This window comes from Aurantibacter sp. (genome assembly GCF_039941195.1).
Lineage (GTDB): Bacteria > Bacteroidota > Bacteroidia > Flavobacteriales > Flavobacteriaceae > Aurantibacter_A.
In genome coordinates, this window is the sequence record NZ_JBDVFA010000059.1 from 1 (window position 1) to 16,836 (window position 16,836).

Below are 16,836 nucleotides of genomic sequence, written 5' to 3' on the forward strand. Positions count from 1 at the left end.
TCTTCTTCTTCTTCTTCTTCCTCTTCTGGTATATCTACGGTCTCTGAAGCCAAAATTTCAATAGCATTTATAATTGGGTGTCTGTTGCCACCATCCGAAGCCAGTGAAGAAAAATCGATATCTAATTGACCATCTGTAACATTTACGGTATATGTTTTTGTTAGTAAAGTTTCTGCGCCAACTTCGGCAAAAACATCAAGATTATCTTCAACTAAGTTATCTTCAATGGTTACATCAAAAACTCTTAAGCCTTCGCCACCATTTCCGCCACCAGTAGCCCCAAACCAAAGTTCTGCAAAATGTAGCAGCACCGTATATTCACCATCCTCCAAAGAAATTTCATAACTCAACTCTTGAGAACGGCTGTATCTAAATGATTTGTATGGAGCTTCGAGATTTGTCTGCGGTCTGTTTAAGGTATTTCCAGTATTATAAGAAGTATCCGCCGAGAAAATATTTCCATCTTTTTGAAATTCATTACCTCCCGCATTAATTCGAAGCGCAAAATTATTTATTGGCTCGTCAACAACTTCATCTTCAATTTCTTCACCCAAATAGGCCTCAGAACGAATGCGATATGCCCAATTTTTTTCACGCTCATTATTTGGCAAGGTTGGAGGTTGCAGTACTCCATCATTATTAGTTTCAATCTTACCAGCAGATATCCACTCTCCTGTAGTTACATTCCACCATTCAAAAAGATATGTTTTAGCGGCTGATAAGTTTGTTATTGTAGGAAGTACAGATGGATTAGACCTTGAGACACCAGCAAAAAATCCTAATGCAAACTCTTCATCATCCGATATGGCTAAGGAATGTACAAACTTTTGGCTATCACTCAAATGGGTATCTGCTGCTGGTATCAATCTCGTATATTCGTGTCCGGTATCTAGCATAAAGTTCTTTAAGTGTCCCATTGATTGTGACTCATAAGCTTCAATAGCATTTACTTGAGGATCATTATAGGCTACCATTCTATCAGTTTTTGTACCCCAATTTTCAACTGCTCCTGCATACCATGCATCTCCCCATGCATGCCCTGCAAAGCCACCACTTAAAACAGAACCATACATTTGCATTTGTGCCATTGTAGTATCATCAAGACCTTCGGTAATTGGATTAAAATCAGAACTAGAAACCCAGCCAGGATAAAAAGGTTCTAGATTTAAGGCTGGTTGTTCTATGTCATCATACAAATCACTTAACCATTCGTGCATAATTTCATCTCTTCCAGCGTTACTTACATTTTGTACGTCCATGGTTTTTGATAGGCCAGGATATGATTGTGATTCAGCTTCATTCGGATTTCCCCAATTCGTTAGTGAAGTATCGAAAGACATTGCTGTTCTCGGTTGACCATACGGCATTTGATTACCCAATTGAACACTTAATTTATCGTACGCATATTCTACAAGAGATCGCCAAGGCTTGTAAACTTTAGCGTCTGAATCCAAATGAACCCAACTAAAAATCATATTATAACAACCATAACGTGCCCATAAATAACGGATGTAATTGTAAAAAGCATCTTTTTCTGATGCATCTGTACGAAACGGCCAACGTTCGTGGCGTCTTACAGATTCAAATAAAGTAACAAAACCTTCGTCAGCCAAAAACTGCATTCGTTGATCTACGGATTTCCAATATTCAGGATTAATTTTTCTATAATCAACCTCTTCACTCCAATCAGTAATTTCAGCATTGGGTGCTTTCATCTCAAAAGGTGTAGCGCCATTTGGACCCACTTTTTTACCCCAAGTATTATCAGACCATAAACCTCTTGTTCGATTAGGAAATTGTTTGTTTTTATTATAATCCGCTATATAAGTATCATCAGGAAAACTAGCAATAACATTAAGTCCATTAAACCCTTGGTTTTTTCTAGCTAGAATATACTCTTGAAAAGAGATTCCTGTAATATTATTTGCAGTACTATAATCAAATACTTCGGTAAGTGCAGACCATGAAGTGTCAGCAGTATAAAAGTAGGGCGTACCATCGGCATACTCCAATGTTCGATTGTTTTCCGCCACTCTAATAAATCCATGATTATTTGCATTGGCAGTAACATCGGCCTCAAAAGCAGTAAAAGAACCTTTTTTATCAATGAAAGCGGGGTCAGAATTTTCTACTGTAGCATTAATAATATTCCAGCTCCAATTTCCTGGGGAAGTTGCTACGAGACGGCCACGAAATACATTATCACCATCCCAAAATATTGGAATACGATAAACTTCATTTACCGATTCAGATTTTCTTAACTCAATCCAAACATCGACCTCTAGGTAGGCATTGTCGTATTGTAGTTGAGTCTCGAATTCGACTTCAACAACTTCCATAACAGCATAGCTGTTTTCCTGTGCTAAAATTGTAGCACTGGTCCAACTACTAAGTAGGACTGCTAAAAGAAGTTTAAATGGTAAGATTTGATTTTTAAAATAAGGCGCCTTTTTTTCTACTTCAAATAGTGAAATCATTCGATTCGGGGGGTTTGATAAATAGGTTAGTAATAGTTACGGTAAAAGCGTTGTATAAGATTTGGGCAAATCTTGAATTGTTGTCAGATAACACTTTTTGTATGTGAAACATCGATAAAGTGTTGTGAATTTCTGTTAAAAGTGAGTAGAAAGAGTATTTATGAGTAAAACACAACTAGCTTTTAAAATTAGTACTGGATAAGTTAACTATACCAGAAACGCGATTTTCAAATTAGAAATTTAAATTCAATTTAACTTTTAAAGCAAGCCGGTTCTACCGATATTAGAACAGCTTTATGCTCTAATTAATACCCACTATTGGGTATTTTATAATAACATATCAACAAGTATCTTTATACAACCAAAACCAAACTAGATGTTCCTCCTCAAAAAAAGTATTCCTTTTCTTATGCTCCTGTTGATTGTAAGTTGTAGCAAAGAAGAAGGCGCCAAAACCACAACCATTATTCCAGAAAAAAAAGTTGAACCAATACAACCAGAGAATACAGGTCCTACTATTCAAGATCAAGTTTTTACACTAAGTGAGAATCCAACTATTGGAACTTCTATAGGCACTGTTCTAGCTTCAGACCAAGAAGCGGACCCATTAACTTTTACAATTGATTCTGAACAATACCTAACTATAAATGCGACATCTGGCGAACTACAGGTAAGTCAAGATACCACATTGTTTGATTTTGAAACCGTACAAGAACTCGAATTTGAAATAACAGTTTCTGATGCTGAATTTGAAAATAGTGCTATCATTACTTTAAATTTAGAAGATGAAGAAGATGGCCCCTTAACAAATTACCAAAAAGAAGTAATCTATCAATTTAAATACATGCTTTTATATTATGAAAGCCAAAATCCCGAAGCATATTATGAGAGTATTTATAAAAGAGAAGGCGGTCTACAACTATTTTTAGATGGTAATGTTACCGACGAATTTGAACAAAATGTAGCTGCAACATTGGAAACTTACAACGCCCTTTTTACTGATGGAATGGAAATTACCATAGTAAGTACTTTAGAAGAAGCAAACGTACATGTTTACCATGGCCCTGTAGAAGCTATTAAGGATTTATGGCCATTTCATTATGACTATATTGTAAGTAATGGATTTGATGGTTATGCCGCAGGATATCAATTAGACAACGGGGATTATAAAAATACGCTTTGGGTGAACGCTACAAACACTGTTTTATTCTCACATGAATTAGGTCATTTATTAGCATTAAGTCATTCAGATTTATGCTATGAGCCAAAAAGAAGTATGATGTGTGCAAGCTCACTTCCCGCTGAACCGCTACCACTAGATTATGATATACTACGCTATTTATACCACCCAGATGTTTATTTAGGAATGCCTGCTACGGATATTGACGAAGTATTGACTAATATTATGCTAAACTTACCATCTTCGAAAACACAGAAGGTTTTCAAAACTAAGCATGAGGGAAACTACATGAAAAATCTGATGACCTATTAATCAACTTGGATTTTTACCAATCCCTCGCACCAGTTAAATGTCTCCAACTAGTAACTTAAAACATTAACCCAAACGCCATATTATCTATATGAACAAGTTTTTTTACCCACTTACTTTGCTAATACTATGCATTAGCTGTACTTCAGAAAGTATTGACACCGAAAAAACAGATGAGAATTTAAATGAAAATCCTGAAACAGCTGATACAGACTGTACCGGAGAAACAGAGATATCTGGAAATTATAATCACAAATTATTTGATGCAGATTTTCTTAATAGCAATATAATATTAGAGGGTAACGATGATGATTTTTCAAGAAAATTCATTTACAATAATGGTGTTTTTATATGTACCGGGACTTTTGATGAAACGAATTTTGATGAAAATGGTAATGCTGCACTATATGCAGTTGATGAAACTTTTGAACCTATTTGGACTTTTCCAGAACAACCTGGGGAATTTTATGATGTAATCCATACCTCAGATGATAATTATGTAGCTGTTGGACGTAAAGGAAATGGTGATGTATCAAAAATATATGTTGTAAAAGTGAACTTAGATGGTGAACTCATTTGGGAATATATCGTTGAAGTTGAAGATGAAATCAACCTAGGCGCGTACGCAACAGCAATAGTTGAAAATTCTAATGGGGAATATATCATAACCGGTAAAACCACATATGACTCCAACATTTTTAGTTTTGGCTACAAATCGTTTGTATTATCATTAAATACTAATGGGGAACATCAATGGGTTAAGCCCTTAAGTAATAATGCAGAGCCTTCATACATACTAATTAACAATAATGGGAACTACCTTGTTACCTTTAGACTATCATCAGATCTTGTTGTAGATGAATTAAGTACCAATGGTGAATTATTAAAGTATAATACTTTTGGCTCAAGTGATGCAGATGGTGCCAATCATATTCATCAACAAAGTGATAATAGCTATTTAATTACAGGTTACACTCGCGGTAATGATGGTGACGTAAGCACAAGTTTTGGAAACACTGATATTTGGGTCTTAAAATTAGACACAGATTTAAATCTAATTCAGGAACGAACTTACGGAGGGTTTGGCTATCAAACAGGAATTTATCTAACAGAAATTGAAGATGGTAGTTTAATATTATGCGGCCAAGGATCGGGAAATTTTATTGTGGAAGCATCAAATACTGCTCCAATTTTCCTAAGAATTAATAAAGATTTGTGTTTGATAGATTGGGATGAATCGTTACAACAAGATGAATACAATCTAACAGATGCACTTTGGCTAGATGATAGAAAAGAGATAGTCACTTTTTCCAACGCTAATGACAGAGGTAATATTTATGATACCACCGATGACTTTTATCATAGGCTTTTAAGGCACAAATTTCTGGACGAATAAAAACTGTCGTTAGTAAAATACATTCTTCTGACAATAAAACTACAGTTTACTGTAATACTTTGTAGCACATTGAAATTAAATTTAAAACACTGAAAAATATAGCAAAGTTACTTTAATTTTGCATTTTATTTACTCAAATAAATTCTAAAACTTGTTAGAAAAAAGACAACAGTGGCCACAACAACAAATTACGTATGAAGACCATTTCATTTATTGTTTAGAAGGGGTTCCCGAAATAGAAACGGACAAGGTTACTGAAGCACAAAAAGACTTAGAACAACTAGCTATGAACTATGGAATAGCTAGTATTTACAAAACATGCGACACTATTGAAAGCTTAGAAGCTAGCTTGAACACCTTAGTTTTGGACGATCATAATTTTAAAGATTATGAAATAATCTATTTGGTTATGGCGGGTGAAGCAAATAGTATTTGCTTAAATGATTATTATTATAGTTTACAAGAAATTGCCGAAATATTTGAAGGAAGTTTAAAAGGAAAGATTTTGCATTTTTCGAATGCAAAAATTCTGGATTTAGACGAAGAAGAAGCGCAATACTTTTTGGATATCACCGGCGCAAAAGCCGTATCTGGATATGGTAATGCACTTAGCAGTATAAGCAGTTCTAATCTTGATAAAGCTTTCTTTAATTTGTTTAAGGATGATGATAATATGTTGGCCATAGTCGAAGAATTACACCAAAGACATTACAGTGCTTGCAAACTACTTGATTTTAGATTGTATTATTAATTTTAAGGCTAAAACTAAATTTTGGACTATTAGGATTATCACTCACAGCACTATCCCAAACACAATCATCAAAATCGTGCAAGATTTGAAGCAGCTTCCACAAGCCTTTTTCAAATGCCAATTCAGATACAAAAATTGTATTTGGAAAAACAGCTAAAAAGCTTTCAAATTGATTACTCTCAAAATCATACTGTGCAATATAATCCTCCAAATCATTCAGAAGTTTAATTGCGCTATCCGCATCAACGTCATCATAAATATTCAAATGAAAGTGCTCCATCTTAAATACTGACTTGGCCATCACACATGGATGCTTTTGCTTCAGTACAAAATTTTTAAAGTCTTGTTCTATCTTGTCTAGTTGTTCTAAAGTATCAATTGATGCATTGGATGCCATATATATTGTTATTGCAAATTACTTAATACACTCATTTACAACAGTATTTCCACCATTGAGAATACTCAAAATTATAGCAGGCTTTCAATATCAAATAACTCAAATAGATTATTTTTTAACTCATTTCAGAAGTTATTTCCCTAATAATAAATGAGTTAAGTTTTCTACTTAATGAATCAATTTATTCGCAGTCCTTTACTTAGTTTTGAGTTGAATCTATATTTTAATAGCATGTCCATCCAAGAAATACTTTTGCTTATCCTATCCGTTTTCGGAATTTTTACCATTATAATAGTGCTAACACGTGTGTTTGGATTAAGAACTTTTGCGAAAATGTCTAGCTTCGATTTTGCTTCGACAATTGCCATTGGATCTATTTTAGCATCAATTATTCTCAATAGCGATTATTCCTTACTAAAAGGAGGAATTGCACTGTTGACCATTATAGCTTTCCAAACCTTATTCTCCTATTTGGTGCGAAATGTTAAAGCTTTCCAGCAATTATTTACCAACAAGCCACAGATAATTATGTGGAATGGAAAAATTCTCTACAAAAAGCTGAAAAAATGTAATGTTGGTGAAGACGATTTAATTGCAAAATTAAGAGAAGCCAATGTGCACAATTTTAATGAAGTTAAAGCTGTAATTTTTGAAAGTACTGGTGATGTCTCTGTAATTCATAATAGTGAAGATAGACCTATGAATGAAGAAATTTTAAAAGATGTTAGTATATAAAATCGTTATAAAACCACCTTCTTAAACATTAAAATTCTCATAGTTTTTCCAAAAAATAATGAGTCCGTTTGAACCAATAACAGCTTCAATACTTCATAAATTATTTTTTTTCAAACACCTTCTCAACAAGCATTATACTTCATAAAATGCTTGTTTTTAGGTGTTTCTATACTTTTCTATTTTTTCATTCGTGCAACTGTTTAAAATTCCACTGGTCTTTAGTTGTGTAATTTAAACATATAACAATGAAAAGAATATCCTTAAAAATGACAAAACAGAATCGATTTCGGTTCTTCACCTATGTAATGCTAATTGCATTTTTATCCATCATTTCGTACTCCTGTTCCAATGACGACAACCAGCTTCCAATCAAGGAAGAAGAGACTCCTAATCCGATAACCGAAATATCAGAAGAAATTAAAAATTTAATTTATTTTAAAGGGAAAGAAAAAGCTTCTACAGTATTAATTACTATACCTGGTGGACCAAGTACAGAATTCAATACAGAAATAACAGATTTAATTCCCCTAGTGTTTAATACTACCGACATCTTAAATGTAGCTGTTCACCAAGCACAAACCTTAGATTCTACTATAGTAAAAACTAACGACATCACCTTAAACCAAGCAGTTTCTATTAATAACGAAAGTTTAGAAATTCTTGATCAGGTGGTTACATATTTTAAGGGTCAAGGTAGAATAGTGCATATTTTAGGATTTTCGTTTGGTGCATTTGTAACACAAGAACTTATTGCAAAAAAGGGAATAGCTAGTGCTGATAAATATCTCATTATGACTGGTCGATTAGATATAAATGAAGATTTGTGGCAAGCATCTGCAGCGGGAATTGAAGGAGGGTTTGAGAACGGCACAACTCCCGTGATAGCTGCAGAACCAGATCCTGATGTAAAAGAAAGAAACCTTCTCAGAATAAGTGCAGGATTAGGAAAAAACAGGTATACGCAACTTTTAAATACCATTGAAGACCTATCTTACGTAACCTACATTTATGGAACCACAGACGAAGCTGTTGGTAGTCTTACTGATGAAGAAGTTCAGTTTTTAGAGTCGAAAAATACAAACATTATTAAAGGTTCAGGTAATCATACTACCACTTTAGATAATTTCATAGTACAGGGTCTTGAAGACACATTTGGCTTAGAACCACTACAATAAATCGAACTACTCAATTCAAAAACATGAAAATACATACGCTAATGTTACTGCTTGCCTGCGCAATAAATTTGCACGGCCAAAGTATGATTGACGGAACTTCCTTTTTAAATCGAACAGCGTTTAAAATAGGATATTATGGAGACATTCAATTTGAACACGGACTTAATTTAGGTGCTGAGTATCTATGGAAAGAAAAGCTAAAGGTTAAAGAAAAAAGGAAAAGGGCCAAAACAATTACCCATCAATTCTTAATAAATGGAAGCATAGGCTATGCAACTAATTTCTCCAACAAAACGGATAATGGATTGCATACCTATTACGGATTAATATGGCGAAGAACAAATCCGAAGCGATGGCAGTTTAATCTTGAAGTAAATCCTTTAGGGTATTATCGCTCTTTTCTTCCTGAAACTTTTGAGGTAAAAGAAGATAAGGTTTCCAAAGTTAAACTTCCGGGTAGAAGTTATTACGCACCATCTATTGGTGTGGGAATTGGAAGGCAGCGCACTGGAAAAAGGCGTTCGGGTTGGTATCTCAATCTAAACTACACCTTAAGAACACCGTATAATGCTGGTGTATTAGGTGGATATTCAATTCAATACGGACATCGTTTTAATTTTAAAAAGAAGTAATCATGCAAAAAATTATAAAAAGCAAGTTACAAATTGTAGCCATATTAGTATTAGTGCTAAGTATGAATTCATGCACTAAAGAAAATTTAGATATAAATGAACTCAATGAAACCATTTTCGTGCGGCATAAAAAGGCTGACATGCCCGCTTATATTCATGGTAATGCTTCTGATAAGGTATTCCTCATCATTTTACACGGAGGGCCAGGTGGAAATGGATTATGGTATAGATTGAATACCATAAGAACCGACATTGAAAAAAACAACGCAGTTGTGTATTTTGATCAAAGAGGACATAACAATGCCCAAGGTAATTATTCCGAAAAGGAGGTAAGTGTTGCGATAATGGCTGAAGATATCGTGGCTTTGGCAAAGGTAATTAAGAAGAAATACGGTGAAGACTCCAAAGTATTTTTAATGGGCCATAGTTGGGGAGGCACACTGGGGACTGCGACTTTATTAAAAAACCAAGAAGAATTCTCGGGATGGATAGATGTTGCAGGTGTACATGACCCCAAAGGCCTTTACCAAGAAAATAAGATTTCATTAACCGCTATTGCCAATGAACAAATAGTTTTAGAAAATAGTGTTGCACATTGGCGAAGTGTTCTAAATTTAGTGCAAAATTCCAGTCCACTTAATACTTTTGAAGATTCTGGTAAATTAAATGGAGCTGCACATGAAGGAGAAGGGATACTTGAGGAGGATAAGGTCATAAATGAAGCAATAGCTGATTATGGCGATGATGTACCATCAGATGACTTTTCTAAGGTTTCATGGAACAGCAATAAAATAAATAACATTTTAGTAAAAGATCAAGGACTTTTTCAACAGGTGTCATTTACGGAAAGATTATCGGAAATAACACTCCCATCAATAGTATTATGGGGTAAATATGATTTAGTGGTTCCTGCCGCAATTGCGCAAGAAGCTTTTGACAATTTAGGGTCTAATGACAAGGAACTCTTCATGTTTCAGAAATCGGCGCATAACCCTATGCTGCATGAACCCCAACTTTTTTCTGACAAGGTTATAGCGTTTATTAATAGGCATAAATAGGTAGTTTTTTACAAATTACAGCTTTTATAAAACTACACTGAATGCGAGTAATTGCTATCTTTATAATATCCAAAAATCACTTAAATATGAAAAGTATCTCTTATTTTTTAGTAGTTGCACTTGTACTAATAGCATCATGTAAAGAAAAAACAACATCAAAACCTGAAACAGTTACCGAATCAGAAACTACCGTTGTAAAAGTTAATGGAACCGAGGTAACATATGCTACGGATTCTACGAACTTAAAGGGGTACCTCGCCTATGATGAAAATAAAAAAGGGAATCGCCCTGGAATACTCATCGTTCACGAATGGTGGGGCCACAACGATTATGTTCGCGAACGAGCCGATATGCTTGCCGAACTTGGTTACACAGCACTAGCTGTAGATATGTATGGTGATGGAAAACAAGCTAATCATCCGGATGATGCAGGAAAATTTGCCATGAATGTTATGTCCAATCTGCCAGAAGCCACAGCACGATTTAACGCAGCGATTGAGGTATTGCAACAGCATGAATCTGTAGATAAAGAAAAGCTAGCTGCCATTGGGTATTGTTTTGGCGGAAGTGTAGCATTGACTATGGCGAACAAAGGCATTGACTTAGATGCAGTTGCAGCCTTCCATAGTGGAGTTGAATTGCCTGTAAAGCCAAATAAAGATTTAAAGGCTCAGGTTTTGGTTTGTAACGGTGCTGATGATCCTTTCGTAAGTGCGGAATCTATAACCGCGTATAAAACCGCAATGGATTCTATAGGAGCCAATTATGAATACATCGCTTACCCTGGTGTTAAACATGGTTATTCTTCCAAAGCTGCAGATGCCTATGGTGAAAAATTTAACTTGCCATTGGCCTATGACGCTGAAGCGGATAAAAAATCATGGGCAAGCCTGCAACAATTGTTGGCAAAAGTTTTCTGAACAAACGGATTAAGGTTAGAGTAAGGAAATTGTGATGTAAAACAGCTACCAAAGCCATTTTACATAACGACTAATTATGGGACAAATGAAAATATGCGTCGCAGACACCGCTTAAAAAAGTTTGATGACCCTGTTGTAAAGTTTAATCAATTCTATAGACTTCAGGGATATTTTACATAATATAGAATTATAGCTACTTGGTTTCAACTTTAGCGGAATTATGCCAACGCACCAGCTCTCTTGATTTGTACTTCAGCCACTGGCTAAACTACAAATACAAAATGTACTATAATGTCTTGCGCCCGCCTGAACGAATTCATTCGGGCAGGTTATGACACTTTGCTTGGGTAAAGCAAAGTAGTTGGTACTATTTCTCCTTTAAATTTTTCTTCTAAAAACTTCTTCTTAAAAGGTAATGAAACCGAGGACTAGGTTTTGAAATGAGGAAGATTGCTTCTTTCCGAGGTTCATGAACTCCTTTAAAAAACAATAAAAATCTTGTGAATAAACACTTATTAACTGACCGACAGTAGGAGGGAGGGCAATGTGTGTGAAATGGTGTTTTATTATTTTTTATTGGTTGTTAAAAGTCGTAACTAATTTCTCGTTAAATTTAAGAATTTATGAAAGCTTAAATTTATGAGTTTAATCAACTGGGATAATTTAAAAGAATACAAGACCAATCAAAATAAGAGTTTTGAAGAATTGTGTTATCAATTAGTGTATGAAGAATATGGTTCCCAAGGGCGACTGACATCGATTGATGATAGTGGTGGCGGTGATGGTGTAGAGTTCTTTCTAGAACTCCCTAATAGTGATGTATGGGGTTGGCAATGTAAGTTTTTCGGCAGATTAAGTGAAAGCGGTAGAAAAACCCAAATAAAGAAGTCTCTTCAAAGGGCTTATGATACACATGGAAACAATTTAAAAAAATGGGTACTGTGTAGTCAATTAACCTTTACAAATGAGGAGAGAACATGGTTTATGGACACCTTACCTAGGAGTATAAACGGTGGCAAAGCCGTTTTGCCTCAAAAAAATGATGTAACTCTTGAACATTTCGGTGACTCACATATTATAAACCTGCTTCGGAAATATCCTGACATCCATAGGTACTTTTTTGCCGATATAGTCTTGGATTTAGATTGGTTTAAAAGTAAGTTCGATTTGGTTTCTAATTTAACAGTAATTAAAACTAAATATTTGAACGGTCTGCATGTATCTGGACAGGCAGATGAAACAGTTATTCAAGTTCTTTCCGACCCACGACTAGCTGAAATCATAGAGGAACGTAAAAAAGTACTGGAAGTAGATAGGTTTTTAAAAGAATTCGATGAGAGAATTGCTAGTATCCAAAAGCATGATTTTTCTGATGAGTTTCGTGAAGATTATTTAAAGGTAAGGGAATTTCTTTTTTCTAATGAATATCCAAGCATTGTCAAAAAAGGCAATAATATCCTAGATAAAGCGCAGGAGCTATTGATTCAAGAAGATCCTAAATCTCTTTCATCCCTTATTTATGATGCACTTGCCTTCAAACAAGAATTGACAGAATTCTACACTAGTTATTCTGCTCTTAAAGACCAGGATGAAATTCCATCATTTCACTGGGATACCGAAGAGGAAGAAAAAGATGAAGCGGTTAAACAAAAAATAAAAAAATGCAGGGAGGTAGCATTTGGACCTTATTTCACTCTTAGAAATTTTATGGATGCTTATCTAGCAATATTTCACTGCTTAGAGTACGGACATTTAAATGATGTCCATATCTCAGGAGGAGCTTCTAAAGGAAAAACCCATTTAGCAACTAATATAGTTGAGCATCAAATCAGCAATGACAAACCTGCATTATTCGTTTTTGGTAAAAATTTCAGAACCAATAGACCACTTAAAGAACAATTAAAAGAACTATTGGATTTACCTAGTGATTGGAGTGTTACGGATTTTTTGGGTGCTTTGAATGTTTCCGGAAGGGTAAACAATACAAAGGCTGTTTTATTAATAGATGGTTTAAATGAATCTATTCATTGGAAAAGCATATGGGGAACAAACCTTGAAATGCTCATTAATGAGGTAAATCAAAACTATCCAAATGTATTATTGATTACTACCTACAGGGAGTCCTATGAAAAAGAGCTTTTTCCTGATGACTATTTTTATATTACAGAGGATAATTGGCAGAAACGAACTCGGGTTGATGGTTTTACTGGAGAAAATCTAGTTGAAGCCATTGAACGGTATTTTAGTCATTATGGTATAAAACTAATAAATCGCTCTTCGGCGATGAACCATTTTTCTGAGCCCCTTTACCTCAAAATATTCTGCGAAGCCAAAAAAGGACAGGAAGTCTCGTTTCAAAACGAAGACTTGTTTGATGTATTCGACCAATATCTTGAAAAATCAAATAAAAATGTGGTAGAGAATTTAAGATTGCCCTTGAAGTATAACAAAAAGTTTTCTCAAAATATATTACGCAGTGTTTCGAAACGATTGTGGGATGAAAGTGGTCGTAGTGTTAATTTAACTAATGTTATGCCTGATTTGATCAAAGAAAATCAACTAGTGGCGTTTGAAGGCGAGGGTTTATTGATTTATAGAGAATGGGGAGAGCAAGAGGTAATCACATTTACGTATGACCTTTTAAGCGGTTATTTAATTGCAAAATTGCTGGTTGAAGATATTGGTAGCAATACCTCACTAAAACAATATGTAAATAGTGCCAAATTCAAAAGAGAGTTAATTACTCGGGAAACACTACATCCTTTGTACAATGACATTTTAAGGTGTTTTTCGGTTTTGATTATTAAGAAGTTTGGACTATCAATTAACAACGAAGAAATTGATACCAAACTTAAACGCTATTTTCTTAGTGCTCTATTTGAAATCAATACTGAAGTAGTTATTAAAAACAGTGATGAGGCTATACAAATAGTTGTAGACAGTTTCAATAATCACGAAAACAAGGATAGAGTTTTTAGTTTATTCGCACATACTGAATTGGACATAGAACATCCTTTAAACTTTAATTTGCTTTCAGATTTGTTATTTGACCTCTCGATGGCTGACAGAGATATAACATGGACTGAATATATAAGAAAAGAATATGGCCGTTATTCTTCCGAAAGGTTAAGAAACTTTATTGAGGATTTTGAAACTGCGTGTAAAGACCAAGAAATTGTTTCTGATAAAATCCATATTGCCGCCAAAAAAGTCATGTGGCTATTGACTTCTACCAATAGGGAAACGAGGGATAATGCAACAAAAGCAATTTATTACTATGGTAGAAGATATATCGTTGAATTTACTAAGCTAACTGAATATTCGTTATCAGTGAATGATCCGTATGTATGGGAACGAATGTTAGGAGCGCTCTATGGCGTTATTCTTGCAAAACACAACGAGCGGACATCTAGTAACTTTAGGGAAAAGACGCTCAAAGAAATTACTCATCGACTTTATGAATTAGTTTTTGCTCCTAAGGCTCCTCATGGAACCACTCATATTATTGCTAGAGATTACGCAAGAAGGAGTATTGAAATTTCTTTGATGCATCATCCTAAGTTGTTATCTGAGGAACAAATCAATCACATAAAACCTCCATATTCTTTTGGAGGTATTCGTACTTGGGGCGAATACGATTATGGTGAGAAGGATTATGGATACGATGAGCCTATCCGCATGGATTTTAGTAATTACACTATAGGTGCAATTGTACCGGACGGCGGTTCTTATTCAGATCCACCAGAAAAGCAAAAGGTAAGGCGTCAAATTTATTGGAGAATTTTTGACTTAGGTTGGGATAATGAAAAGTTCAAAAAGGCAGAAAAAAGATTGAGCGAACAGAGTTATTACAACTCCAGAACGGAAAAAGCTAAGACTGAAAGATATGGAAAAAAATATTCTTGGATTGCCTTTTTTGAAATATATGGCTATCGGGAAGATAACGATCTTGTAAAAGAAGATTGGCCTGATTTCAGACCATCCGAATCTGATATTGACCCAACTTTTCCAGAACTCCCTGAAAACAAACCTTTCATTGAAGAGGATTTTTTGGGCGATCGTAGTACTGGTCTTATCGATTGGTTAAACAATTCGAAAAATCCATCCCTAAAGTCCTATTTAGTTATGAAAGACCTAAATAACGAGAATAAGGATTGGGTATGTCTTGATGGATTTATCAGCCAAAAAGATGAAGAACATAATAGAGAACAGTTTGTATTTGTGCGTGGTATGTTAATTAAGAATGAAGATTTCTCCAATTTTATGAGACAGCTGGAAAGAGGCGATTTCATGCACAATAGAATTCCACGTATTTCTGAAAACTATTACACATTCGCAGGAGAGATGAACACATTAGAAGATGCTACTTATGATAATTTTAAAGAAGTACGTTTCGAAATGGATAGAATAAAAAAGGTAGTAAAAAAGGATGAGGAAGGCTATTATCCTGAGGTTGTTTTTGATGAAAATGGTTTTCGAATGGAATATCCCGAACAGAGAGAAATTGAAGAAACTATAACAAATGACTTTGAATACCTTGCCCCTGTAGCGGAATATAACTGGGAATCTCATCATAGTTCAACTAAACAAGCCGGTCATCAGTGTGTTTTATCCAAAGAGATTTCTTTTCAACTAAATTTAGTCAATGCCCCACAGACATTTAATTTGTTTGAGAAAGATGGAAAGTTAGCAACTATTAATATCCGTTATTATGAGGACTACCATACAAATCAACATTTTTTGTTTTTAAGAAAGGATCTATTTGAAAAGTTCATAATAGAGAATGATTACAAATTGATTTGGGGTATATGGGGCGAAAAGCGATTGTATTTTAAGGAATATGGAGCATCTAGAGATTTTGGGCTCAAAAATAAAACTGAAGTATATAAGGTCTTTAAAGAAATTGAATCTTACTAAAATTATTACAAACAAAAGAACTAAAAAGGTCTTTGTTGACACCATGATTATAGTTGATTTTAAATGGCCTAAGAGAATTTTGGCTCAAACAATAGGGGAGGGGAGCGGCCATATTCTAGAGGGCTGGGAATACAGTTTATTGACAGATATATTGTTACAATCAGTTAAAAGCAGTCTTAAGAGTTAGAATGCTTTCTAGAATATAGCGACTGAGCCGTATATTGTTTCTAAAATTATCTGTAAGCCTTGATTTTTTTGTTTCTTTTTTTATCAAGAAAAAAAGATAGAAATAAACGGTTACTGGTAACAATATTGAAATCCTATTTTACATAATGTTAGAAGCGCCAAATTAAAAACCTCAAACAAGACGGGAGGTTAGCAAGGGCTAAGAAATTTATTTTTCTTAAATTTTTAGCTGTTGCGGCAAGCTGACGAGAAATGCGGAGCATTCATAAGCACCTTTAAAAATCAATAAAAGTCTCGCGAATAATGCTATAGAAAAAAATCTTGCACACATTTCCTCGAATACGAGAATTTTAAACAAATCTAAAAGGCTAGCTTTTAAATTCGTGACAAAAGAAATTAGCCAGTGGCTGATTACTTTTGGTGGCGAGCTGTAGCGGCTGCCTTGCAATAAGTAATTTTATTCTGGTCGCGACATTTTAGCTTTGACAGAATTGCTGACGATTGTTTTTTACTTTCTAGTTAATCGGATTTACTTTAATCGCCTGCTCTATAAATATTTTTTAACTTTCCAGTAAACAGCTTTTAAATACAGCTTTTAAATAATGACTAACGAAAATTAATTATAACTTTTAAGTAAAACTGCTTTGACATAATTGTTGACGATATAGACCTAAAGGCGCTATATCTACAATTATATCAAATA

At 34.5% G+C, this 16,836-nt stretch carries 11 protein-coding genes; 9 read left to right on the top strand and 2 right to left on the bottom strand.

From position 1 onward, the window contains the following. A partial coding sequence (locus ABJF52_RS09445; RefSeq protein WP_348149400.1) for a malectin domain-containing carbohydrate-binding protein occupies positions 1–2,477 on the bottom strand: 2,477 nt, incomplete at its 3' end. A gap of 376 nt (positions 2,478–2,853) precedes the next feature. On the opposite strand from ABJF52_RS09445, the gene ABJF52_RS09450 reads away from it, so the two are divergent. The 3 genes from ABJF52_RS09450 (at position 2,854) to ABJF52_RS09460 (ending at position 6,113) form a co-directional block, all read left to right on the top strand. Then, entirely contained in the window at positions 2,854–3,969 is a 1,116-nt protein-coding gene (locus tag ABJF52_RS09450; RefSeq protein ID WP_348149402.1) for a hypothetical protein, read from the top strand. A gap of 88 nt (positions 3,970–4,057) precedes the next feature. Next, entirely contained in the window at positions 4,058–5,362 is a 1,305-nt protein-coding gene (locus ABJF52_RS09455; RefSeq protein WP_348149403.1) for a hypothetical protein, read from the top strand. 151 nt (positions 5,363–5,513) lie between these two features. Further along, on the top strand, positions 5,514–6,113 hold the full coding sequence (locus ABJF52_RS09460; RefSeq protein ID WP_348149405.1) for a DUF6642 family protein: 600 nt from the start codon (positions 5,514–5,516) through the stop codon (positions 6,111–6,113). On the opposite strand, the gene ABJF52_RS09465 is transcribed toward ABJF52_RS09460, so the two are convergent. Then, positions 6,097–6,510, bottom strand: coding sequence for a YqcI/YcgG family protein (locus ABJF52_RS09465; protein WP_348149407.1), 414 nt, complete (start codon positions 6,508–6,510; stop codon positions 6,097–6,099). The genes ABJF52_RS09460 and ABJF52_RS09465 overlap by 17 nt on opposite strands. 171 nt (positions 6,511–6,681) lie before the next feature. Here ABJF52_RS09465 and ABJF52_RS09470 point away from each other — a divergent pair, with 171 nt between their 5' ends. The 6 genes from ABJF52_RS09470 (at position 6,682) to ABJF52_RS09495 (ending at position 15,947) form a co-directional block, all read left to right on the top strand. Beyond that, a complete protein-coding gene (locus ABJF52_RS09470) occupies positions 6,682–7,245 on the top strand; it encodes a YetF domain-containing protein (protein WP_348149409.1) in 564 nt (187 codons plus the stop codon). Positions 7,246–7,490: 245 nt separating this feature from the next. Then, positions 7,491–8,420 (top strand): hypothetical protein, encoded by a 930-nt coding sequence (locus ABJF52_RS09475; protein WP_348149411.1) that lies wholly within the window; start codon positions 7,491–7,493, stop codon positions 8,418–8,420. A 23-nt stretch (positions 8,421–8,443) separates the two neighbouring features. Continuing rightward, positions 8,444–9,052, top strand: a complete 609-nt coding sequence (locus ABJF52_RS09480) for a hypothetical protein (protein ID WP_348149413.1) — start codon at positions 8,444–8,446, stop codon at positions 9,050–9,052. A 2-nt stretch (positions 9,053–9,054) separates the two neighbouring features. Next, on the top strand, positions 9,055–10,110 hold the full coding sequence (locus ABJF52_RS09485; protein ID WP_348149415.1) for an alpha/beta hydrolase: 1,056 nt from the start codon (positions 9,055–9,057) through the stop codon (positions 10,108–10,110). An 86-nt stretch (positions 10,111–10,196) separates the two neighbouring features. Next, on the top strand, positions 10,197–11,030 hold the full coding sequence (locus ABJF52_RS09490; RefSeq protein WP_348149417.1) for a dienelactone hydrolase family protein: 834 nt from the start codon (positions 10,197–10,199) through the stop codon (positions 11,028–11,030). Between the two features lie 639 nt (positions 11,031–11,669). Then, positions 11,670–15,947, top strand: a complete 4,278-nt coding sequence (locus ABJF52_RS09495) for a hypothetical protein (protein ID WP_348149419.1) — start codon at positions 11,670–11,672, stop codon at positions 15,945–15,947. Positions 15,948–16,836: the final 889 nt, after the last annotated feature.